This window comes from Nocardia sp. NPDC055053 (assembly GCF_053608285.1).
On sequence record NZ_JBSGVD010000013.1, the window covers coordinates 129317 to 151660 of the forward strand.

The following is a 22344-nucleotide window of genomic DNA, read 5'->3' on the forward strand; positions in this document are numbered from 1 at the left end:
GTGCGATGGAAGAGCATTCATGTGTACTACTACCAGCCGGACAAATCCGGCTTGCTGCTGAATGGCGTCCGTCCGGTCTTCCGGGACCTGCGCCCCTTCGTCGACGCCGTGTCGGTGACCCGCCACTGGCGGCTCGGACCACACTTGCGACTCAACTTCCGCACCGATGACCACACGTTCGAGAAGCTGGTGTGGCCTACCGCCGAGCGAGAACTCTCCCGGTACCTGACGGCCGAACCGTCGACGACAGTGCTCGATATCGAGCTTCACTCGCGCGAGCACCGCACGCTGGCCGAACTCGAGGCCGAGAAGGGTCCGCTTTCTCCCTGGGTTCCGGACAATACTGTGCTCCGCGCCGAGTTCGACGACCGAACCGAGGCCATGGGCAGTTCCCGCGGCGCCGAACTGCTGGCGGATTTCTACGCCGATACCACCGATCTCACCTTCACCGCGTACGAAACGTGTTCGGCACGGCCACAACTCATGTCGCGAGCCTTCGACCTGATGGTCGCGACGGCGCATCTCGGCGCGGCCGAGGGCATAGCCAGAGGCTTCATCTCCTTCCGCTCCCATGCGGAAGGCTTCTTGGCCCAGAATGCCGACGGTGTCGCGCTTCGCCGCCACTGGGACGACAACTACCGTCAGACGGCGGAGTCGTTGCGGGCCCGCGTCGCGGATATCGTCGAAGCCATCGATCACGACCGCGAGCCGGATCACCGTCTCGCGGAATGGTTCCTGACCATCGGACGGTTTCGTGATCGCATCCAGCGAGCGCTGGCCGACGGTTCGCTGCCGATTCCACCGCCACCGCCACCGCGGCCAGGGGCAGAGCGGCGACTCGAGGCCAGCGACTTTCATCGCAGGCTCTTCGCCAACCCCGAGTGGTCGCGAATGCAGGACAGCACGGACTTCACGATCTATCGCCTGCTGCTGAACTTCACCTATCTTCACCTGACGCAACTCGGCCTGGTTCCCAAAGACCGAATACTGCTGTGCCACATGATCGCGAACGCCGTCGAAGACCACTTCGGCGTCTCGGCGACGGAGTTGGTGACCCATGCTCAAACCCGTTCGCCCAGCCATGGCGGGTGACACGCCACCACGCGCGGCGAACCATCGCCCGCCGAAGATCGAGTATGTGTACCGCTTGCGCCCGAGTGTTTCCATCGGCACCGACGACACCGGCGCGCAATTCCACCTTTTGCTTCGAGGTCTCTGGGTGCACAGCGAGAGCTTTCCCTGGGCAGGCAGTGACCACGTGCAGCTACTGCAACGCCTCGCGACCACCGGACTCGACCTCCGCGCGAACAGCGAACCACCGGATTCCACCGATGTGCTTCGTGCGCTGAGTGCAGGCGGCTGGCTCACCTTGACGGTCTCTTCGAATTCCCGGCGACTGTATTCCGTGTACCCGACCGGCCCGATGCCCGCGGGCTTCTCGAGCCAGGAGGACGAGCCGTCGGCTCATCCCACCGGCAGGATGCTGTCCCGCTTCGCCGTATCCCGGCGACAGCACGAGTCGCTGATCGTCGAATCACCCTTGGCCGCAGCCAGGCTCGAGATCAGCGATCCGAGCCTGGCGGCTGTGCTGGGCGCGGTGGCCCTCGGAGAAGCCGGCGAGCCCGCCGCGGGCACCCTGCCGACCACCGTGGTGAATCGCTTCCTGCGCGACCTCGGCTACGCCGGTGTCCTCGCGGACCCGTCGGCCGACGAGCCCGCGCACCTGCGCCAGTGGGCCACTCAAGATCTGTGGTTCCACCACCGCAGCCGGGTGGGCAACGGCGCCTACCCGGATGCCGGTTTCGGGCGAACCGAATGGGGCAAACAGCTACATCCATCCGTACCGCTACTTCGGGAGCCGCACGCGGGAGCGAAGATCGCCCTCCCGAAACCCGACTTGGCCACGAAAATGTCCGACGACGTACCGCTCGCATGGGCGATGGAAACCCGCAAATCGGTTCGCGAACACGACAACGACAATCCGCTCGATCTGCGCACGCTGTCGGAACTGCTCTATCGCACGGCACGCATCCGTTCGACATCGATTGTCCGAGGCACCGAGTACGTCAGTTCACCGTATCCGTCCGGCGGTTCGGCGTATGAACTCGAGTTGTACCCGGTCGTCGGGTTGGTCGACGGACTGTCGCCGGGCGTCTATCACTACGACAAATTCGGCCATAGTCTGGGCCGGATCGACCAGGATGGCGACTCCGCGCAGCGATTGCTGAGGACTGCGGGCGCAGCCGTCGCCACGCGGGAACGTCCGCAGGTCCTCCTCATCATTTCCGCGCGGTTCGGACGTCTGCTCCGAACCTACGAAAGCATTCCCTACGCCCTGATCCTGAAAGATGTCGGCGTGCTCTACCAGTCGATCTATCTGGTAGCGACGTCACTCGGGATCGGGGCGTGCGCGCTGGGAGCGGGCGACGAAGCGCTGTTCTCCGAAGTCATCGGTACCGAGCGGACGGTGGAGAGCAGCGTCGGCGAAATGCTCCTCGGCAGCGTTCGGCCGAGGAGTACGTAACCGGCCGGGGACATCAGGCTTGTTGTTTCCCGGCGTACGCCTTGATCGCGTCCCGGACGTACTCGGCCGTGCCTTCGCCGTGGACGTCGTAGTTGGCGCGGAATCGCGGATCGGCGACATACATCTCGCCGAGATTGACCAGCATCTCCGGCGAGATCTCCGCCCCACCACGGCCGTCGCTGATCCAGATGTGATGCCTGGCGACGATCGCGTGAACATCGGGGTGGTCGACCGGAAGTCCCGCGTCACGCGCCTTCCCGTAGTCGACAGCGATGTCGGCGTGGGTCTTCAGGAATGCCCGGCGCTCGGCGTCGGACATCGAGCGCCACCAGCGGTCGTTGCTCTCGTACGCGTCCTTGCCCCAACGCTCGATCACCTCGTCCTTGTACTGGGTGTGATCGAAGCCGTCGAAAACTTCTTCAGCCATGAGCGGTGTACCTCTTTCGGTCTTGTGCAGCGTCGTTGTCACTGAGGCGATCTGGCGCCGAATCCGATCCTGTTGCTGCCGAAGCAGTTTCAGGTGGGTGCGCAGCGCGTCCGCAGTGGCCTGTTCGCCGGCGAGGACCTCGGCTATGACCGGAAGGCCGAGACCGAGTTCACGAAGCAGCAGAATGCGCTGCAGGCGAACGAGGGAAGCCTGGTCGTAGTAGCGGTAGCCGTTGACGCCGACCCGAGTCGGTTCCAGCAACCCGAGCTGACCATAATGGCGCAGCGTGCGGCTGGTGGTGCCCGCGGTCTTGGCCAGATCCTGGATGGACCATTCGTCCGCTGTCATGACGTTCTCCCTTCGTCCTCGTCGGTGAAACCAGCATGTAAGTTGACGCAACGTCAAGGTCAAATCTATTTTGCCGATTGAGAAAGCCCGCGTCGAGCGCGGCGCGCAAACCGGCGGTATACGCCGCGCGACCTGGCAGGAGTGGGGTCGCCCGGCGATTCCCGCAGCCGGGGAGTGGCGGAGCTACTTCACCGCGACCGGCGCCTGCGCCCCTTCGGCGGCCGACATGCTTTCCGGCGCAACCGGTTCCGGAGCGGGCCTTGCCGGAAGCTGGCCGAGCACCGTGCCGGCGAGGGCGATGACCAGCCCGAGGATCTGCAACGGAGTGAGCGCCTGACCGAGCGCGATCCAGCCGATCACCGCGGCCGACATCGGGCTCAGCAGACCGAGGAACGCCACCGAAGTCGCCGGCACCCGCGAGATTCCGCGGAACCACAGCCAGTACGCGAGCGCGGTGCCGATGACGCCGAGGTACAGGTAGCCACCGATGGCGGCGCCGTCGAGCGCGGGCGGAGCGCCTTCGAGGAGCACCGCGAGCGGCAGGATGAACAGACCGCCCGCGGTGAGCTGCCAGCCGGTCATCGCCAGCGGACCGACGCCGTCGGGGCGTCCCCACTTCTTGGTCAGCACGGTGCCCGCCGACATCGCCGCCGCGCCGGCGAGTCCGGCGACGACACCGATCGTGTCCAGCTCGGCATTACCGCGGAGCACGACCAGCGCGACGCCGAAGACGCCGATCACCCCGGCGATCACCTTGCGCCGGGTCGGCGCCTCGGCGAGCAGCACGGCCGCGAAGCCGAGCGCGATCATCGGCGCCACCGCGCCGAGCACGCCGGCCACGCCGCCGGGCAGCCGGTACGCGGCCAGGAACAGCAGCGGGAAGAACGCGCCGATATTGAGCACGCCGAGTACCGCGGCGCGGCCGAGCCAGATGCCGCGCGGCAGCACCCTGGTCAGCGCCAGCAGCACCAGACCCGCGGGCAGGGCGCGCATCAGGGCGGTGAACAGGGGCCGGTCCGGCGGCAGGAATTCGGTGGTGACGGCGTAGGTGGAGCCCCACACGATCGGGGTGATGGCGGTGAGTGCGAGGGTGCCCGCGTAGCCGGTCGGGCGGGTTGCGGTCGTCATGTTCACTCCTGATTGATAATCTCAACATTGAAATATCTACCCGGCGGGATGGCTCAGCGTCAAGTAGATGAACATTAAGATTGTCAACCGAGAGGAAAGCGCATGCGGGATGCCGTCGACCTGATCACCGAGCACTGGCGGGCCGAACGACCCGATGTCGACGTGTCACCGATGGCGATCGTCGGCCGGATCACCCGGCTCTCGCGCGTCCTCGAGCAGGACCTCAAACGCTTCTTCGCAGTTCACGGCCTGGAATTCTGGGAGTTCGACGTGCTGGCCACGCTGCGCCGCTCCGGCGGCGACACCGGCCTGACCGCGGGCTCGCTCAACCGGGCCGCCATGGTCACCTCCGGCGCGATCACCAACCGGATCGACCGGCTGGCCGCGAAGAACCTGGTCCGGCGTGTCCCGTCGGCCGACGACCGCCGGTCGGTCTTCGTCCAGCTCACCGACGAGGGGCTGGAACTGGTCGACCGCCTCCTGCCGCTGCACATGGCGAACGAGCAGCGGCTGCTCGCGTCACTGGGGGCCGAGGATCGCGAACAACTCGCCGGTCTGCTGCGTGTCCTGGCTGTCGGCCTGGACGACACCACCCTCGACTGACCCGGCGTAGAGCCCCGGCGCGGCAGCCGGATTCGCCGGGCCGTACACCGGCGTCTCCAGCGGCACACCAGCCACCGGCGCACCGCCCGCATCCGGCGGCGGCACAGCACCCGCACCCAGCGTCGGGTCGCCGGGTTGCGCCGGGATCTGGGCACCCGGCGTGCCATCCGTTGGCGCCGAGCCTTCCGGCGTCGTCACCCTCGGCTCCCCCGACGCCGACGGCGGCAGCTGATCACCCGCGCCCGGAACGAGCTGGAGCAGCGTCGAGAAGTCGACGACCTGCGCGCCGAGCGTCTTCGTCGCCACGATGACACCGTTCGTGTACAGCCGGTAGGTGCCCGCCCGTTGCGGCAGTTGCATTTCCGGCCCGATCGGCGCGCCGATCGCACTCTCCGCACCGCCGATCCGGCGGTACTCGGCGTCGATGACGCTCTCGCCCGCCAGCGCCTCGATCGTCGGATCAGGCTCGGTCGGGTAGGTGGGATCCGTCGGCGCGGGAGCCGTTGGCGCGGGGGCGGTTTCGACGAGTTCGTCGGGCGCGGGGCCGACGGCGAAGGTCTCGATATCGGCGGGCCTGCCGCCATCGGGAGCCGCGGAGTACTCCGAGCGCAGGATCAGCCCGTCGCGCAGCAGCACCGTGCCCGTGGTCGCCGCGACGGCTTCGGTGGTGCGCGAATCCTCTTTCACCGTACCGGGATACACCTGGCAATCGGTGGTGTCGCAGGTCTGCGCGTAGGGGTAGCGGTTCTCCGCGAGCGCGTAGGAACGGGCCGCGATCGCCTGCGCGCGCAACGCTTCGAACGCGCCCTGATCGGCCCAGTTCGCCTGCATCTCCGCGGGCAGCAGGCCGGCGAGGTAGTCGTCGAGGTCCACCCGATTGACGGTCCGGTACGCACCACCCTCCAGCGCGACGCCGAGCGCGCCGCGATAGGCGGTGCCGCCGCACAGGGTGAGGTGTTCGTCGGCGGGCCTGCCAGGCCCGGCATCGACGGGGTAGACGAACGGATCGTCGGTCGCGGCCTGCCACAGCACCTCGCCGTCGCAGCCCGTGGTCACCACGACGCTCGCGCCGCCGTCCGGCAGCGGAGTGAGGTGCGCCGCCTCGCCCGGGCCGATCATCCGGCCCGCGACCTGCGCGCCGGCGGCAGCGTAGGTGTCTAGGGTGGCGTCGTCCTGGGCCTGCAGCCTGACGCCGATGGCGGTCGGCCCGACCTGGCCGAGGGCGGCGCCCGGGTAGTAGTGCCCGAGGATCTCCTCGGCGGTCCAGCCTTCCCTGGCGCTGTCGAACGCGCCGACCTGGCTCATCCCGCGGCCGTGACCGGCTCCGACCGTCGGCGCGACCTGGCCGGGCAGGATCTGCCACAGCCCGATCGCGCCGGTCAGCGCCAGTGCGGTGCCGCCGACGAGGACCGGCAGCGGCGCGGTCCGCAGCATCGGCACGCTGCGCCGCCTTGTCCCTCGGCGGGTACTGCGGTTGATCTTGGTGTCGGCTCTCATCCTGCGCTCCCACGGTTCGGTGGTTCGACCGGCGGAGCTCGCGTCGGCATGTCGTCACCGCCGAGCGGGTTCCGAAGGCTACATTCGAGCAATCACATAATCCTCAAGTTGAGGTTTAGATATGTGACGTATGTTAACTAGTGTGGTGTGTGAGGCAAGAGGAAGCAAGCATCACTTGCCGGTGATCGCCCCCTGAATCACCAAGGTCTACGAGCTCGACCCTGATTGGAGAAGGCACGTGCGTAATCGAAAGCCGAAACGTTCCTACGTGCTCCCGGTGGTCACCACGCTCGCCGTCGCCGCTCCTGTCGGCGCCTTCGCGCTGAGCGACTCGACCGATTACCGCAGCACAAACGACCAGCTCGAGGCGGTGCCGGCACAGCTGGCCGAGGTCGCGCTGACCTCCGTCCCCGACATCACTGTCCCGCTACGCGAGCTGACCGGTCTCGACCTACCCGATCTGCACTTATCGGATCTGCAGATGCTGCCGCTGCCGACCTCGATTCCGGTGCCGCCGGGATTGCCCGTTCCGCCGGGCGTGGCGCTGCCGACCGAGATCGTGCTGCCGCCGCTCCCGACAAAGGCACAGCCGACAACGACCACCGCCGCGCCCGCACCCGCCCAGCAGGGTGGCGCACCCGCGCGTCCACCGGCGCCGAGCACGGCGGTCCCGACCGCGCCACCGGCACCGCCGCCCGCCGCAGCACCGGCCGCACCCGCGGCACCTGCCCCCGCAGCACCGGCCGCACCCGGGGCACCAGCACCAGCAGCACCCGGCGCGGGCGCGGCGCCAGCCCCCGCAGCTCCGGCCGCACCCGCGGCGCCAGCCCCCGCAGCACCGGGTGCCCCCGCGGGACCAGCACCGGCAGCGACCGGGGCACCAGCCGCACCAGCACCGGCAGCACCCGGCGCGGGCGCGGCGCCGGCCCCCGCAGCTCCGGCCGCACCTGCGGCGCCAGCTCCAGGGGCACCAGCCCCGGCGGCACCCGCAGCTCCGGCGGCGCCCGTATCGCCGACATCTACCGCCCCGGCACCGGCCGCACCTGCGACGCCTCCCCCCGCAGGTGCCCCGGTCGCCCACCGTCCGACCGGCATCAAGTTCATCGCCGACCCGGACAACCTGGAACCCGGCACCACTCCCGACACCCCCGCGCTCTCCCCCGGCGCGGTCGCCCCCGACCTGGTCGACCAGGTCGGCGCCCAGGTCAAGGAGCTCACCCAGGACACCCCGTTCAGCATGGTCGCCGTCACCGCGCGCGATCTGGCGAACACCACGACCAAGCTGCGTGCCCGGCAGCAGGACGGCAACTGGGGCCCCTGGTACGACGCCGATCCGCTCGACACCAGGGCCACCGACCAAACCCCAGCCGACACACTGACCGGCACCGAGCCGATCTACGTCGGCGATACCACCGCCGTGCAGATGCTGGTGACCCGCAAGCCGACAGCGGGCCGCGACCACGACCCGGCCCATCTCACCGAGGCCGCGCTCAAAGCCATCCTGATCAACCCCGGCCGCGCCGCCATCGACGCCGGACTCACCGACGTCGCGGCAGCGCTGCCCGGCGGCGGACCGAAGGTCATCACCCGCGCGCAATGGGGTGCCGACGAGTCGATCCGCTGCGAGGAACCCACCTACGACGATGGCGTCGGCGGCGTCACCGTGCATCACACGGCCGGCCGCAACGAATACAGCCGCGCGGAGTCGGCGGGCATCGTCCGGGCGATCTACGCCTATCACGCCGAAACCCTCGGCTGGTGCGACATCGGCTACAACGCCCTGGTCGACCAGTACGGCCAGATCTTCGAGGGTCGCTACGGCGGTCTCGATCGCGCGGTGCAGGGCGCGCACGCGGGTGGTTTCAACGAGAACACCGCTGGCGTGGCGCTGATGGGCAACTACGAGTCCGAGTCACCCAGCGAGGCCTCGCTCAACGCGATGGGCAAGTTCATCGGCTGGCGGACCAAGATCGCCGGGCTGAACCCCAAGGGCAACACGACGATGTATTCCGAGGGCACCGAGTTCACCCCGTACGCCCTGGACGAAGCGGTCGACCTGCCGGTGGTGTTCGCCCACCGTGACGTCGGCAACACCGACTGCCCCGGTGACGCCCTCTACGCGCTGATGGACCGGATCCGCAATATCGCCGCGGGCAACGCGGGCACCTATTCCTCACCAGCGACGCCTTCCCGTCCGCCGAGCAGGCAGGCCCGCGCACCGCAGGGCAACATGGCCGAACTGGGCGCGCTGGTCGACAAACTGCTCGGCCTGTCCGGCGAGAACGAGATCGCCAGGCACTGGGTGAGCCGCGGCGGTGTCGACGGTCCGCTCGGCGCGCCACAGTCGGATCTGCTGTCGGGCTCGCAGGGTCGCCAGTACGCGAAGTTCGCCAACGGCTACGTCTTCTCCGGCGAGAACGGCCAGGTCTTCGAGGTGGTCGGCGCGATCCTGGACCGCTACCTGAGCCTGGGTGCCGACGCGGGCGTACTCGGCCTGCCGACCGGCAGCGCCTACCTGGTGCCGGACGGTCTGCGCACTGATTTCCAGAACGGTTCGCTGGTCCTCAACGAGCTCACCGGCATCGTCACCACGTTCTGGAAGACCTACAACGAGACCTACGAGGAAGAGATGGAGGGGATGAACACCAAGCCCGAACAGGCGCCAGCCACCACGGCGCCCACGTCGAGGGTGCCCACGCCCCCGGCGGCCCCCGCTGGTTCACCGACGGAACCGGCCGCCCCCGCCGGTCCGTCGACCGAACCCGCCGCCCCCGCCGGTCCGTCGACCGAACCCGCCGCCCCCGCGGGCCCGCAGGCCGCCGCACCCGCACCGGCCGCACCCGCACCGGCCCCACAGGCCGTCGCACCCGGCGCGGCTGACCCAGTACCCGCCGATCCGGCACCGGCCCAACCGCCGGTAGCCGCAGAGCCCGCCCCGGTCGGCTAACCCCCGGTCATGGCGAAGAACGGCCGGTGCCCCTCCACCCGAGGGCACCGGCCGTTACTTGTCCGACCAAGATCACCACGCCGTGATGGCGTAAGCCGTGCTCATCCGCCCAGTTCAGGACCACCAGCGTTCGAGGACCATCGCGACGCCGTTGTCGATGTTGCTTCCGGTGACCTCGTTCGCGGCGGCACGTGCTTCCGGGTGCGCGTTGCCCATCGCGACACCGTGGCCGGCCATCGTCAGCATCGGCACGTCGTTGGGCATGTCACCGAACGCGACGATCGACGCGTCCTCGACGCCGACCCGCCGTGCCACCTCGGCCAGCCCGGACGCCTTGGTCACCCGCGGCACCGCCAGCTCGATCAGCCCGTTCTCGGTGGAGTAGGTGATCTCGGCGCGGTCCCCGATCAGCGGCGCGAGCGCGGCGCGCATCTGCGAACTGCGGGCCGAGCTGAGCCGGATCAGCATCTTGATCGCGGGCGAGTCGATGACCTCGGCGTGTGAGACGACGGTGTCGTCGGGGTTGAGCCAGGCGTGCTCGTAGTTCGGCGAGCTGACGAACTGCGGGGTGGCGGCGTCGTGCGCGCTCGCGCCGACGCGCTCGGTGGCCAGTCCGCAGCCGGGTAGCGCGTGTTCGGCCAGTTCGGCCAGCCAGCCGAGGGTCTCGACGTCGAGGGTGTGGCTGGACAGGACGCGGTCGTTGGCGCTGTCGTAGATGACAGCGCCGTTGCCGCACACCGCGAGCGGCGCGTACCCGAGTTCGCTGACGACCGGATCGATCCAGCGCGGCGGCCTGCCGGTGGCGAGCACGAAGGTGGCGCCGTCGGCGACGAGCGCGTTGACGGCGGACTTGGTGCGGGCAGATACCTTGTCCGCGTCGTCGATCAGCGTGCCATCGACATCGGTGGCCACCAACTTCGGTTTCGGGTGCAGGGGCGTCATCCATTCCATCCTGCCGCACGTCGCCACGCGGGGACGGCGGACTGTCCTTATGATCAGGGCCTGAATACCCGATCCAGAGGGGACTGATGACCGGCTTTCTGTTGCGGCGCGCGCTCAACTACGTCGTGCTCTTGCTGCTGGCCTCGTTCCTGACGTTCAGCCTGGCCTCGCTCACATTCCGCCCGCTCGACAGCCTCGAGCAGCGCAATCCGCGCCCGCCGCAGTCGGTCATCGACGCCAAGGCCGAGCAATTGCACCTCGACGAGCCGATCCCTCAGCGCTATCTCACCTGGCTCGGCGGCGTCGTGCAAGGGGATTTCGGGACGACGCTGGCCGGCCAGCCGGTGAGCGAGGAACTGGGCAGGCGGGTGGCGGTGAGCCTGCGGCTGCTGATCCTCGGCTCGGTCATCGGCACCATCCTCGGCGTGCTGATCGGCGCGGCGGGCGCGATCCGGCAGTACAAGTTCAGCGACTATTTCACGACCGTGGTGTCACTGCTGATCATCTCGACGCCGGTGTTCCTGCTGGCCACCCTGATGAAATACGGTGCGCTGCAAATCAATACGGCCACCGGCACGCAGATCTTCCTCTACACCGGCGAGACCTCGGCCACCCAGGTCGTCGGCTTGTGGAACCAATTCGTCGACCGCGCACAGCATCTCGTGCTGCCGACGCTGGTGCTGGTACTCGGTGCCGCGGCCGGGTACAGCCGCTATCAGCGCAACGCGATGCTCGACGTGCTGCAGAGCGATTTCATCCGCACCGCCAGGTCCAAGGGCCTCAGTCACCGTCGCGCGCTGTACAAACACGGCCTGCGCACCGCCCTGATCCCGATGGCGACCATGTTCGCCTACAGCCTCGGCGGATTGATCACCGGAGCGACCTTCGTCGAGAAGATCTTCGGCTGGCATGGCGTCGGTGAATGGTTCATCGACGGGATCAACGCCCAGGATCTGTACATCGTCGTCACGGTGGCGACCTTCGCCGGGCTGGTTGTGCTCGTGTCGGGTCTGCTCTCCGATGTCGTGCTGGCGCTTCTGGACCCGAGGGTGCGTGTCTCGTGACCGAAACCGAAATCATCGTCGTCGGCGCACCCGAGGCGGTCGCGGCCGGGCGCCGCAAGCTGGTCTGGCGCCGTTTCCTGCGCAACAAGCCCGCCGTCGTCGGCGCGGTGATCCTGCTCCTGCTGGTGATCGTCAGTTTCGCGCTGCCCCCGCTACTGCCGTGGGACTACCAGCAGATGGACTACACGGCGCTACTGAAGCCGCCGAGCCCCGAGCATCCGTTCGGCACCACCCAGATCGGCCAGGATGTGCTCGCCCAGACCATGCGGGGCCTGCAGAAATCGCTGATCATCGGATTCTGTGTAGCGCTGTTCTCCAGCATCATCGCCTCCACGGCGGGCGCGCTGGCCGGGCTGCTCGGCGGCTGGACCGACCGGGCCATCATGTGGCTGGTCGACCTGCTGCTGGTCGTGCCCGCGTTCATCATCATCGCGCTGTTCGCGCCGCGCACCAAGGGTTCCGGTTCGATCGCGATCCTGATCGTGCTGCTCAGCGTATTCGGCTGGATGATCTCGGCCCGCATCATCCGTGGTCTCACCCTGAGCCTGCGTGAACGCGAATTCATCCGCGCCGCACGGTATATGGGCGCCCCGACGCACAAGGTCATCCTCAGCCACATCATCCCGAACATCGCCTCGATCCTGATCATCGACACCACCCTGGCCGTGGGCGCCGCGATCAGCGCCGAAACAGGTTTGAGCTTCCTCGGTTTCGGTGTCCAGCCGCCCGATGTGTCGCTGGGTTCGCTGATCGCCGCGGGCACCAAGTCCGCGCTGACCTACCCGTGGCTGTTCCTGTTCGCCGGTGGCCTGCTGATCACGATCGTGTTGTGCGCCAACCTCGTCGGCGACGGCCTGCGTGACGCCTTCGACCCGGGTGCCCGCGGTGCCCGCAAGGCGCGCAAGGAGGTCGCCGAGCAGAAGGACGAGGCGCAGGTGGAGTTGAAGAAAGCCGAGAAGCGATGACCACGTCCACCGCACCCTTGCTCGAAGTGACCGACCTGCGGGTTTCCTTCCCCGGTGAGGAAGGCCGCGTCGACGCCGTGCGCGGGGTGAACTACACCGTCGCCGACGGCGAGGTGCTCGCGATCGTCGGCGAGTCCGGTTCCGGCAAGTCGGTGTCCTCGCTGGCCGTGATCGGCCTGCTGCCCGAACAGGCGCGCGTGCAGGGCTCGATCCGGCTGCGCGGCCGCGAGCTGCTCGGCCTGGGCGACAAGCAGATGTCGAAGCTGCGCGGCTCCTCGATCAGCATGGTCTTCCAGGACCCGCTCTCGGCGCTGACCCCGGTGTACCGGGTCGGCGACCAGGTAGCGGAGGCGCTGCTCGCGCACGGCTCGATGAGCCGCAAGGAAGCGGGCGAACGCGCGATCGAGCTGCTCGAACTCGTCGGCATCCCCGACGCGCGCCTGCGCTCGCGGGCATTCCCGCACGAGTTCTCCGGCGGTATGCGCCAGCGCGTGGTGATCGCCATGGCCATCGCCAACGATCCGGCGCTGATCATCTGCGACGAGCCGACCACCGCGCTCGACGTGACGGTGCAGCGCCAGATCCTGGACCTGCTGCGCAAGGCACGCGACATCACCGGCGCCGGCGTCATCATGATCACCCACGACATGGGCATCGCGGCCACGATCGCCGACCGGGTCGCTGTCATGTACGCGGGCAAGGTCGTCGAAACCGCCCCGGTCGCAGAACTTTTCACCGCGCCACGGATGCCGTACACGGTGGGTCTGCTCGGCTCGATCCCGCGCATGGACGGCCCGCCGCGCGTGCCGCTGATCCCGATCGTCGGCGCGCCGCCCGCCATGCACGATCTGCCGCGTGGCTGCTCGTTCGCGCCGCGCTGCCCGATCGCCATCGACGACTGCACCGCCGCCGAACCGCCGCTGGAGAAGGTCGCGCCCCGGCACTCGGCGGCCTGCATCCGCACCGCCGAGATCGGCACGTCCCAGCTGTTCGAGGCCTACCGCAAGGAGATCCCCGAACCGGCGCGGCCCGACGCCACCGATTCCGATGTGGTCCTGCGAGTCACCGACCTGGTGAAGACCTTCGCGCTCACCTCCGGCGTGCTGCTGCGCCGCAAGACCGGCGAGGTCCGCGCCGTCGACGGCATCAGCTTCGCCGTGCGCTCCGGCCGCACCCTGGCGCTGGTCGGCGAATCCGGTTCGGGCAAGTCGACGACCCTGTCCCAGATCATGGACCTGGTCCGCCCGCAGTCGGGCAGCATCGAGGTCCTCGGCAACGACGTCGCGACCCTCACCAGGGACCGCACCCGCGAGATCCGCCGCAAGATGCAGATCGTCTTCCAGGACCCCAGCGCCTCCCTCGACCCGCGCCTGCCGATCTTCGACGCGCTCGCCGAACCGCTGCGCATCGACGGCCGCTCCCGCGAGGAGGTCAACCGCCGGGTCCCGGAGCTGCTGCGCCAGGTCGGCCTGCGCCCCGAACACGCCGAGCGCTACCCCGCCGACTTCTCCGGCGGCCAGAAACAGCGCATCAGCATCGCCCGCGCCCTCGCCCTCGACCCCCAGCTGCTCGTCCTCGACGAACCCGTCTCCTCGCTGGACGTGTCGATCCAGGCCGGCGTGCTGAATCTGCTGCGTGAGCTGCAGGCCGAGCGCGGACTGTCCTACCTGTTCGTCTCGCACGACCTGTCCGTCGTCCGCAATCTCGCCCACGACATCGCCGTCATGTTGCGCGGCAAGATCGTCGAATCCGGCCCGGCCGAGCAGATCTTCGCGAATCCTCAGCACGAGTACACGCGCGCGCTGATCGCGGCAGTCCCGGAACCCGTCGTCAGCGGCTGAGCATCAGGAGGCACGCCATGAGATCCCGAGGAATGCAGTCCCGTCGCCGCGGTCGGCTGCGCTGCGCCGCCGTCGTGGTGGCGGCCGGGATGATCGTGGCGGGGTGTGGGGCGGGTGAGGAATCGGCGACCGGCCTCAGCGATGCGCTCGGGACGACCAGCGATATCAACCCCCAGGGATTGGACGCGCTGCGCGAGGGCGGGAATCTGCGGCTGGCCACCACCTCGTATCCGGCGAACTGGAACACGCTGTCCAATGACGGCAACGAGGCCGAGATCGCCGACATCCTGCGGCCGATGATGCCGCGCTCGTTCGAGATCGACGCGGCCGGACAGCTCAGCGTGGACACCGACTACTTCACCGATATCGCGCTGACCAGCACCGACCCGATGCGGGTGACCTACACGATCAACCCGAAAGCGGTGTGGTCGGACGGTTCGCCGATCACCTGGGAGGACATCGCCGCGCAGGCGAACGCGCTCAGCGGCCGCGACAAGCGCTACCTGATCGCGATCACCAGCGGTTTCGAGTTCGTCGAGAAGGTGGAGCGCGGCGTCGACGACCGTCAGGCGATCCTCACCTTCAACACCCCGTTCGCCGACTGGCGCGGCCAGTTCGCTGGCAACAGCTCCCTGTACCCGAAGTCGGTGACCAGCACGCCCGAGGCGTTCAACACCAGCCTCGTCGACGCGATCAGCCTCACCGCGGGCCCCTTCGTCATCACCGGTACCGACCGCGCCCAGGGCCGAATCACCATGGGCCGCAACCCCAAATGGTGGGGCGACAAGCCTGTCCTCGACACCATCACCTACAGCGTGCTCGACCGATCGTCGTGGGTGCAGGCCCTGCAGAACAACGAACTCGACCTCGCGCTGCTCACCACCATCGACGACGTGAAGACCGTGCGCGGCACCGAGGGACTCGTCGTCCGCCGCGCCCCCGGCAACCGCTGGCGCCACATCACCTTCAACGGCGCGCCCGGCTCGATCCTCGCCGACCCCGCTGTGCGCGTGGCGATCTCGAAGGCGATCGACCGCAAGGGCATCGTCTCCGCGATCCAGAACGGCCTCGTCGAGAACCCCCAACCGCTGAACAACCACGTCTTCCTCCAGGGCCAGAAGGGCTACCAGGACAACAGCCTCGGCTTCGATCCCACCGCCGCCGCCAAGGAACTCGACGCGCTCGGCTGGAAGCTCAACGGTGACGTCCGCGAAAAGGACGGCCGCGAACTCGTCATCCGCGACGTCATGTACAACGACCCGACCTGGGTCCAGATCGCGCAGATCATCCAGCAGAACCTGGCCGCGATCGGCGTCGCCCTGACGGTCGACACCAAACCCGCCGCGGGCCTTTTCACCGACGTCATCCAGCCCGGCGATTTCGACGCCGCCCAATTCACCTTCCAGGGCGACCCGTTCCCCCTCGCCAGCCTCCGCCAGATCTACTACTACGACCCCAATGACCTCCAGGGAAACTACGGCCGCATCGGCTCCCCCGAACTCAACGCCCTCATCGAACGCACCCTCACCGAACTCGACCCCGAGAAGTCCATCGACCTGGCCAACCAGGTCGACCGCATGGTCTTCGAGGAAGGCCATTCCCTGCCGCTCATGCAGTCCGACGGCAGCTACGGCGCCCGCACCACCCTCGCCAATATCGGTTCGCCGGGATTGGCGTCATACGACTACACGAAGATCGGCTTCGTGAAATAGCCGCAGCTACCCTACTCACGCCGTCCGGCTCATGAGGTAAACGCGCCGCACTTGTGCAGCGAAATATCGGAAAGGAGCGAACCATGCGGATTCGTTCAATGACCACCCGACTGGCAATACCCCTGGTCATAGTCAGTGTGCTCGCTGCCGGGTGCGGCTCGGGCGAAGAGGTCGCAGCGGAAGGCTCCGCGGCGATCGGCACCACCAACGACATCAACCCCAAGGATGTCAGCGAACTGCGTGACGGTGGCAATCTGCGGCTGGCGCTGACCTCCCTGCCCGAGAACTGGAACAACCTGCACACCGACGGCAACGACGGTGACACCGGCGCTTTGCTGCGCCCGGTCATGCCGCGAGCCTTCAAGACGAACGCGGCGGCGGAGCTCTCGGTGAATACCGACTTCTTCACCGATGTCGCCTTGACCAATAGCGATCCGCAGCAGGTCACGTACACGATCAACCCCAAAGCGGTATGGACGGACGGGACTCCGATTTCCTGGGAGGACATCAAGTCCCAGGCCGCGGCTCTCAGTGGCGCCGACAAGGCCTTCCTGATCGCCAACAACAGCGGTTTCGATCGCGTCGAGAAGGTCGAGCGCGGTGTCGATGACAAGCAGGCCGTCATCACCTTCAAAAAGCACTATGCCGACTGGCGTGGCCAGTTCGCAGGCAACTCTTTCCTGTTCCCGAAGTCGGTCACAGGCACGGCGGAAGCCTTCAACAACAGCCAGGTCGACGCGCTGACCGCGTCGTCCGGCCCGTTCGTCGTCCAGTCCGTCGACCGGGGGCAGAACCGGGTCGTCCTCGGGCACAATCCGAAGTGGTGGGGCGACAAGCCGAAGCTCGACACCATTACCTTCAGCGTGCTCGACAGCTCGGCGTTCGTTCCCGCTCTGCTCAACAACGAGATCGATGCGGTGGGCGTTGCCAGTCGCGACGAGTTGAAATCCGCGAGAGACACCGCTGGCGTAGCGATTCGCCGAGCGCCCGGCAACAGCTGGGGCCACTTCACGTTCAACGGCGCACCCGGCTCTGTCCTCGCCGACCAGGGTGTTCGAGTGGCGATCTCGAAGGCGATCGATCGTCAGGGCATCGTCACCGCTGTCCAGAACGGGCTCGTCCAGGATCCGCAGCCGCTGAACAATCACATCTACCTGCGCGGCCAGGACGGCTACCAGGACAACAGCCTCCCCTTCGATCCGACGGCCGCGGCCAAGGAGCTCGACGCTCTCGGCTGGAAGCTCAACGGCGACGTGCGCGAAAAGGACGGGCGCAAGCTCGAGATCCGCGATGTCATGTACAACGACCCGACCAATATCCAGATCGGGCAGATCATCCAGCAGAACCTCGCCCAGATCGGCGTCAAGCTGACGATCGAGACGAAGCCAGGAGCCGGGCTCTTCTCGGATGTGCTCCAGCCGGGTAACTTCGACGTCGGCCAGTGGTTCTGGGCAGGCGATCCCTTCCCGCTCAGCAGCCTGACGCAGATCTACGGCTACAACCCGGACGACATTCAGGGAAACTACGGCCGCATCGGCTCCGCTGAGATCAACGCCCTGATCGAGCAGACCGTCTCCGAGCTCGACCCGATCAAGGCGAAGCAGCTGGCCAACGAGCTCGATCGAAAGATCTTCGAGGAGGGGCATTCCCTGCCCCTGTTCCAGTCCGCGGGCAACGTCGCGGTGCGGGACAACCTGGCGAACTTCGGTGCGGCAGGCTTGGCTTCGCTCGACTACACCAAGATCGGCTTCGTCAAGTAGCTGTCGACGCGCCGCACTCGTGCAGCGAACCTTCGAAAGGAGCGGACCATGCGGATTCGTTCAATGACAACCCGTTTGGCAATACCTCTGGTTGTCGTCAGTCTGATCGCTGCCGGGTGCGGCTCGGGAAATGACAGTTCACCGACCGGTGAGGCGGCGCTCGGCACGACGAACGACATCAACCCCAAGGATGTCAGCGAGCTGCGCGACGGCGGCAATCTGCGGCTGGCGGTGGGCGCGCTCCCGCAGAATTGGAACGGGCTGCATACCGACGGGAACGACGCGGAAGTCTCGAGTGTGCTGCGGCCGACGATGCCGCGCGCCTACACGACGAATGCCGCCGCCGAATTATCGGTCAATACCGACTATTTCACCGATATCTCGATGACCTCGACCGAGCCACAGCAGGTGACTTACACGATCAACCCGAAGGCGGTCTGGTCGGACGGTTCGCCGATCACCTGGGAAGACATCAGTTCGCAGGCGCGGGCGCTCAGTGGGAACGACAAGTCGTATCTGATCGCCATGACCAATGGTTTCGACCGGGTCGAGCGGGTCGAGCGCGGGGTCGACGATCGCCAGGCGATCATCACGTTCAAACAGCACTACGCCGAGTGGCGTGGGCAGTTCGCGGGAAATTCGTTCCTGTTTCCCAAGTCCGTGACCAGCAGTCCCGATGCGTTCAACAAGAGTCTGGTGGACGGCCCGGGGCCATCGGCGGGTCCGTTCATCGTGCAGTCCGTCGACCGCGGTCAAGGCCGCATTGTCCTGGAACGCAACCCGCGCTGGTGGGGCAACACGCCCAAGCTCGACACCATCACCTTCAGCGTGCTCGACAGCGCCGCGAGGTTGCCCGCATTGCAGAACAACGAGATCGACGCCGTCGGCCTGGCCGATATCAATGAGATGCAGACCGCGCGCAGTACCCCCGGCATCGCCATTCGCCGGGCACCAGGCAACCAGTGGTCGCATCTGACCTTCAACGGTGCGCCAGGCTCGATCTTGGCCGAGCAAGGTGTGCGCGTGGCTATTTCGAAGGCCATCGACCGGCAAGGCATCGCCAACGCGATCCAGAACGGCATGGTGCAGGACCCGAAACCGCTCAACAATCACGTATATGTGGCCGGTCAGCAGGGCTACCGGGACAACAGCCTAGGGTTCGATCCCACAGCAGCTGCCGACGAACTCGATGCGCTCGGCTGGAAGCTCAACGGTGATGTCCGCGAGAAGGACGGCCGCAAGCTCGAGATCCGCGACGTGATGTACAACGCCGATACCTGGATCAGCATCGCGCAGATCATCCAGCAGAATCTTGCCCAGATCGGCGTCAAGCTGATCATCGAAACGAAGCCCGGTGCCGGATTCTTCGCTGAGAACATCACTCCGGGCAATTTCGATGTCGGCCAGTGGAGTTGGGTCGGTGATCCGTTCCCGCTCAGCAGCCTGCCCCAGGTCTTCGGTCTCTACCCCGACGATGTTCAGGGAAACTACGGCCGGATCGGTTCACCCGAGCTCAATGCCTTGATCGAGCAGACCGTGTCCGAACTCGACCCGGCCAAAGCCATCGAACTGGCGAACCAGGTCGACCGGAAGGTCTTCGAGGAGGGGCACTCCCTTCCGCTGATGCAGTCGCCGGGCAATGTGGCGGTCCGGGACAACCTGGCCAACTTCGGTGCGGCGGGTCTGGCCTCGCTGGACTACACCAAGATCGGCTTCGTGAAGTAGCAGTGCGTAGCTCGAGCCCGGCGCGCGCGCTCACCTACCCTTTGCTGGTCACGTCCGGCACCCTCGCGGTCACCGCCGCGTGGGTGCCGTTCGCCGACCTCGACCAGCTGAGCGCGCTCGCCGCGGTCGCCCTGGCGATCCTCGCTGTCACCGCCTACCAGCTCGGGCTCGCCTTCGGCGTCATCCCGACCGGTCTCGTGGCGACCGGCACGGTGGGTGGGAAGCGAGTCCGGCAGCAGCATCGGCTGGTGAGCCGGTCGTGGCTGGAGATCACCAGTGGGGATCGGATGGTGTGGCAGCCGGTCTTCTACGAACCGAGCCTGTCCGCGTTGACCCCCACCGACCTGGAACTGACCGGCCGCACGATCCGCGCGGGCGACACCCGCTTCTACCCCTCCGGCCGGGTCCGCACCACCGAGCCCGCGGGCAAACTGATCGACAACCCGAGCCGCCCCACCGAGGAACCCACATTCGGCATCCCCCGCCGCCTGATCCTCGACGTCCAGCCCGCGGTAGCCGCCCCCATCGCCGGCCTCCTGTGGATCTACGTCATGAACGGCGGCATCGCCGCCTTCATCGGCGCCACCACCGTCACCGCAGCCACCTTCACCTGGCTCTCCGCCATCCGCGGCTCCGACCCGAGCTGATCCTGCTGCCAGCTGTCTCACGTCGTGCCGCAACGGCTTTCCCGCGACCATGGAGCAAACCCACGTCGGCGGTGTCCTTTTAGTCGCGTCCCACGTCGTGCGGGGCCGGATCAGACGGAAGTGGGATGGCTACGAGCTTGATTTGCTCAACAAGGTCGGTGTAGTCGACTGGCCGGGTCGTGTCGACGACGACGGCGGGCGTGAACCCGAGTGGCTCGGCCTGCTCAGCCCACACCGTCCAGTCGTCGGCCAGGCGCTGTTCGTCCCGGTGCAGCCCGGCTCGGCGCCTGGTCGCATAGCGGGCTCTTGCCACCTCGGCTGGGACGTCGCACCAGACTTCGACAGCCAGGTCGGCCCCGGATTGCTGGACGCCTGCAACGGCGAATTGCAGGTCCCGTGGCTTGAACCACCACGAGTCGACGACCACGGTTTCCGGCGTCGCCCGTGCCAGTGCCCACAGCGCGTCCATCGCGATCCCGCCGATTTCGGGGATCGCCAATGCGTCGTCGACGCAGGTAGCCAGTGCCTCTTTCACGATGTCCTTGGACAGGAACTGGGCTCGTAGCGTCTGGGCCAATGATCTGCCCAACGTCGATTTGCCCGAGCCTGGCAGGCCGTTGACCAGTACCAGAAGTTTGTCCACCGAGACATCATGACGGAACGACGCTGTCTTGTTGGTGCAGGAGCAGTATTGAGACACTGGACTATTCAGTCTGATTTGGCCAGTTTTTAGTGGTCGGGCCGGGGAGCTCGGTGGCGAAAAGTATCGCAACGATGTAGGCGACCTTCTGGCCGCTTTGGACGCAGTGGTGCTCGCCGCACTCGATGAATCCCAGTCGGCGGAACAGCTGTCGGCTTCTCGTGTTCCAGGTTTGGATGACGGCGCGAATTGGAGTCGACGGGTGGGTGCGGCGGAGCTGTGTGATGACAGCGGTGCCGAAGCGCATGCCGTGACCTTTGCCGACCCAGTGGGGAGCCATCCCGACGCCGAGGTCGATGACGTTGGGGTCTTCGATGAGGCCCGGCACTCGCGCTTCTGTTCCAGTGCAGTAGAACCCGATGATTCGGCCGGTGTCGGCGTCCTCCACCGTCATGTATCCGTCGTCGGCGGTGGACAGCTCGTCGGCGGTAGTCAGGTTGTAGACCTGCCATGGTCCGCTGTATCGCCAGCTGGACACTTGGTGGGCGTCGCTGTGGGTCATGGGACGCGCTATTAGTTGCTCGGGCCATCGATCGTTCATCCCGTGATCGTCCCTGACATAACGGCGGCGCGTGCCGGGTCACCGACCCCAGGGCAACTGGTCTGACCACTTGACCTCTTGACCTGTTGGGCGCAGTATCAGAGGCATGGCATGGACTCCTGTGGTGAAGCGCTCGGTTTCCGGTGATGTGTTCGAGCAGATCGCCGCTGAGGTGCTGGGTGGGGAGTTGGTGGCGGGGAGTACGTTGCCGAGTGAGCGGCAGTTGGCCGAGGCGCTGGGGGTTTCGCGGCCTGCTGTGCGGGAGGCGTTGCAGCGGCTGGCCGCGGCGGGGCTGGTGTCGGTGCGGCAGGGTGAGGCCACCACGGTGCTCGACTATCGGCGGAGTGCGGGGCTGGAAGTGTTGCCTCGGCTGCTGCTTCGGGGTGACACCATCGATCCCGCCGTGGCGCGCAGCATTCTCGAGGCGCGGCTGCACAACGGACCGAAGATCGCCGAACTCGCGGCCGTGCGCGTTCGGCGATCCCGATCGCTCGGTACCGACGCCGTCGCGGGTTCCGCTCCCGGCAGCGGCCGGAAAGACCTGGGCGAGAATCGGAACGCCACCGCGCCGATCGACAGCGAACTGGCGCTACTGCGGGAATCCGTGGATGCCCTTGTCGCCGAACAGGACCCGCTTGGCCAGCAGCGGATCGCACTCGAATTCTGGGATCACGTTCTCGATCTCGCCGATTCGATCGCGTTCCGGTTGATGTATTCCATGCTGCGCGCCGCCTACGAACCCGCGCTGGCCGCGCTCGCGCCGATCATGTCCGCCGAGGTGGGCAATGGTGGCGCGTATCGAGACCTGGCCGCCGCGATTGCCGCGGGCGAGCCGGACAAGGCCGCCGAATCCGCCCGGGCGCTGCTCGGGCCGGCGACCATCGCTCTCATTCACGCCCTCGACGGGGCGTGATCCACCAGAGGAATCACCATGAAGAATGACCGTCCGACAACGACGTCGCACGAGACCGCC

The 22344-nt window shown here is 67.2% G+C and carries 18 protein-coding genes; 12 read left to right on the forward strand and 6 right to left on the reverse strand.

Translation table 11 applies throughout. The features are described from left to right. Together ACWF82_RS16380 and ACWF82_RS16385 are read left to right on the forward strand one after the other, a co-directional pair. Complete coding sequence (locus ACWF82_RS16380; protein ID WP_452502012.1) at positions 1–1092, forward strand: thiopeptide maturation pyridine synthase; 1092 nt, start codon at positions 1–3, stop codon at positions 1090–1092. Beyond that, entirely contained in the window at positions 1058–2524 is a 1467-nt protein-coding gene (locus ACWF82_RS16385) for a SagB family peptide dehydrogenase (RefSeq protein ID WP_452501921.1), read from the forward strand. The genes ACWF82_RS16380 and ACWF82_RS16385 overlap by 35 nt, the downstream gene beginning before the upstream one ends. Positions 2525–2537: 13 nt before the next feature. Here ACWF82_RS16385 and ACWF82_RS16390 read toward each other — a convergent pair whose 3' ends face one another. Continuing rightward, complete coding sequence (locus tag ACWF82_RS16390; protein ID WP_452501923.1) at positions 2538–3299, reverse strand: MerR family transcriptional regulator; 762 nt, start codon at positions 3297–3299, stop codon at positions 2538–2540. A 183-nt stretch (positions 3300–3482) separates the two neighbouring features. Further along, entirely contained in the window at positions 3483–4427 is a 945-nt protein-coding gene (locus ACWF82_RS16395; RefSeq protein ID WP_452501925.1) for an EamA family transporter, read from the reverse strand. 102 nt (positions 4428–4529) lie between these two features. On the opposite strand from ACWF82_RS16395, the gene ACWF82_RS16400 reads away from it, so the two are divergent. Beyond that, entirely contained in the window at positions 4530–5030 is a 501-nt protein-coding gene (locus tag ACWF82_RS16400) for a MarR family winged helix-turn-helix transcriptional regulator (RefSeq protein ID WP_452501927.1), read from the forward strand. Here ACWF82_RS16400 and ACWF82_RS16405 read toward each other — a convergent pair. After that, on the reverse strand, positions 4947–6527 hold the full coding sequence (locus ACWF82_RS16405; RefSeq protein ID WP_452501929.1) for a SpoIID/LytB domain-containing protein: 1581 nt from the start codon (positions 6525–6527) through the stop codon (positions 4947–4949). The two genes, ACWF82_RS16400 and ACWF82_RS16405, sit on opposite strands and share 84 nt — an antisense overlap. 238 nt (positions 6528–6765) lie before the next feature. On the opposite strand from ACWF82_RS16405, the gene ACWF82_RS16410 reads away from it, so the two are divergent. After that, positions 6766–9474: an N-acetylmuramoyl-L-alanine amidase gene (locus ACWF82_RS16410; protein ID WP_452501930.1), complete on the forward strand. Its 2709-nt coding sequence runs from the start codon at positions 6766–6768 to the stop codon at positions 9472–9474. A gap of 114 nt (positions 9475–9588) precedes the next feature. Here the strand turns inward: ACWF82_RS16410 and ACWF82_RS16415 are convergent, their stop codons facing one another. Then, positions 9589–10425 (reverse strand): HAD family hydrolase, encoded by an 837-nt coding sequence (locus ACWF82_RS16415; protein ID WP_452501932.1) that lies wholly within the window; start codon positions 10423–10425, stop codon positions 9589–9591. 77 nt (positions 10426–10502) lie between these two features. Here ACWF82_RS16415 and ACWF82_RS16420 point away from each other — a divergent pair, with 77 nt between their 5' ends. From ACWF82_RS16420 to ACWF82_RS16450, 7 genes are all read left to right on the forward strand, one after another. Further along, positions 10503–11480, forward strand: coding sequence for an ABC transporter permease (locus tag ACWF82_RS16420; RefSeq protein ID WP_452501934.1), 978 nt, complete (start codon positions 10503–10505; stop codon positions 11478–11480). Beyond that, a complete protein-coding gene (locus ACWF82_RS16425; RefSeq protein WP_452501936.1) occupies positions 11477–12445 on the forward strand; it encodes an ABC transporter permease subunit in 969 nt (322 codons plus the stop codon). The genes ACWF82_RS16420 and ACWF82_RS16425 overlap by 4 nt, the downstream gene beginning before the upstream one ends. Next, positions 12442–14286, forward strand: coding sequence for an ABC transporter ATP-binding protein (locus ACWF82_RS16430; protein ID WP_452501938.1), 1845 nt, complete (start codon positions 12442–12444; stop codon positions 14284–14286). Before ACWF82_RS16425 ends, ACWF82_RS16430 begins: the two co-directional genes overlap by 4 nt. 17 nt (positions 14287–14303) lie before the next feature. Next, on the forward strand, positions 14304–15998 hold the full coding sequence (locus ACWF82_RS16435) for an ABC transporter family substrate-binding protein (RefSeq protein ID WP_452501940.1): 1695 nt from the start codon (positions 14304–14306) through the stop codon (positions 15996–15998). A gap of 83 nt (positions 15999–16081) precedes the next feature. Beyond that, positions 16082–17758, forward strand: coding sequence for an ABC transporter family substrate-binding protein (locus ACWF82_RS16440; protein WP_452501942.1), 1677 nt, complete (start codon positions 16082–16084; stop codon positions 17756–17758). A 48-nt stretch (positions 17759–17806) separates the two neighbouring features. After that, positions 17807–19483 carry an ABC transporter family substrate-binding protein gene (locus ACWF82_RS16445; RefSeq protein ID WP_452501944.1) on the forward strand — a complete coding sequence of 559 codons (1677 nt, stop codon included), beginning with the start codon at positions 17807–17809 and terminating at the stop codon, positions 19481–19483. Positions 19484–19485: 2 nt separating this feature from the next. Next, the gene (locus ACWF82_RS16450) at positions 19486–20130 is read left to right on the forward strand and encodes a hypothetical protein (RefSeq protein WP_452501946.1); all 645 of its coding nucleotides are present in this window, start codon (positions 19486–19488) and stop codon (positions 20128–20130) included. Positions 20131–20209: 79 nt separating this feature from the next. Here ACWF82_RS16450 and ACWF82_RS16455 read toward each other — a convergent pair whose 3' ends face one another. Then, positions 20210–20773, reverse strand: a complete 564-nt coding sequence (locus ACWF82_RS16455; protein WP_452501948.1) for an AAA family ATPase — start codon at positions 20771–20773, stop codon at positions 20210–20212. Between the two features lie 61 nt (positions 20774–20834). After that, positions 20835–21371 carry a GNAT family N-acetyltransferase gene (locus ACWF82_RS16460; protein ID WP_452501950.1) on the reverse strand — a complete coding sequence of 179 codons (537 nt, stop codon included), beginning with the start codon at positions 21369–21371 and terminating at the stop codon, positions 20835–20837. 106 nt (positions 21372–21477) lie between these two features. Here ACWF82_RS16460 and ACWF82_RS16465 point away from each other — a divergent pair, with 106 nt between their 5' ends. Then, complete coding sequence (locus ACWF82_RS16465) at positions 21478–22284, forward strand: FadR/GntR family transcriptional regulator (RefSeq protein ID WP_452501952.1); 807 nt, start codon at positions 21478–21480, stop codon at positions 22282–22284. Positions 22285–22344 lie beyond the last annotated feature (60 nt).

Coding starts and splice junctions, on each gene's coding strand:
- ACWF82_RS16385 (WP_452501921.1), top strand. CDS start 1,058: ATGCTCAAACCCGTTCGCCCAGCCATGGCGGGTGACACGCCACCACGC.
- ACWF82_RS16390 (WP_452501923.1), bottom strand. CDS start 3,299: ATGACAGCGGACGAATGGTCCATCCAGGATCTGGCCAAGACCGCGGGC.
- ACWF82_RS16395 (WP_452501925.1), bottom strand. CDS start 4,427: ATGACGACCGCAACCCGCCCGACCGGCTACGCGGGCACCCTCGCACTC.
- ACWF82_RS16400 (WP_452501927.1), top strand. CDS start 4,530: ATGCGGGATGCCGTCGACCTGATCACCGAGCACTGGCGGGCCGAACGA.
- ACWF82_RS16405 (WP_452501929.1), bottom strand. CDS start 6,527: ATGAGAGCCGACACCAAGATCAACCGCAGTACCCGCCGAGGGACAAGG.
- ACWF82_RS16415 (WP_452501932.1), bottom strand. CDS start 10,425: ATGGAATGGATGACGCCCCTGCACCCGAAACCGAAGTTGGTGGCCACC.
- ACWF82_RS16420 (WP_452501934.1), top strand. CDS start 10,503: ATGACCGGCTTTCTGTTGCGGCGCGCGCTCAACTACGTCGTGCTCTTG.
- ACWF82_RS16430 (WP_452501938.1), top strand. CDS start 12,442: ATGACCACGTCCACCGCACCCTTGCTCGAAGTGACCGACCTGCGGGTT.
- ACWF82_RS16435 (WP_452501940.1), top strand. CDS start 14,304: ATGAGATCCCGAGGAATGCAGTCCCGTCGCCGCGGTCGGCTGCGCTGC.
- ACWF82_RS16440 (WP_452501942.1), top strand. CDS start 16,082: ATGCGGATTCGTTCAATGACCACCCGACTGGCAATACCCCTGGTCATA.
- ACWF82_RS16445 (WP_452501944.1), top strand. CDS start 17,807: ATGCGGATTCGTTCAATGACAACCCGTTTGGCAATACCTCTGGTTGTC.
- ACWF82_RS16460 (WP_452501950.1), bottom strand. CDS start 21,371: ATGAACGATCGATGGCCCGAGCAACTAATAGCGCGTCCCATGACCCAC.
- ACWF82_RS16465 (WP_452501952.1), top strand. CDS start 21,478: ATGGCATGGACTCCTGTGGTGAAGCGCTCGGTTTCCGGTGATGTGTTC.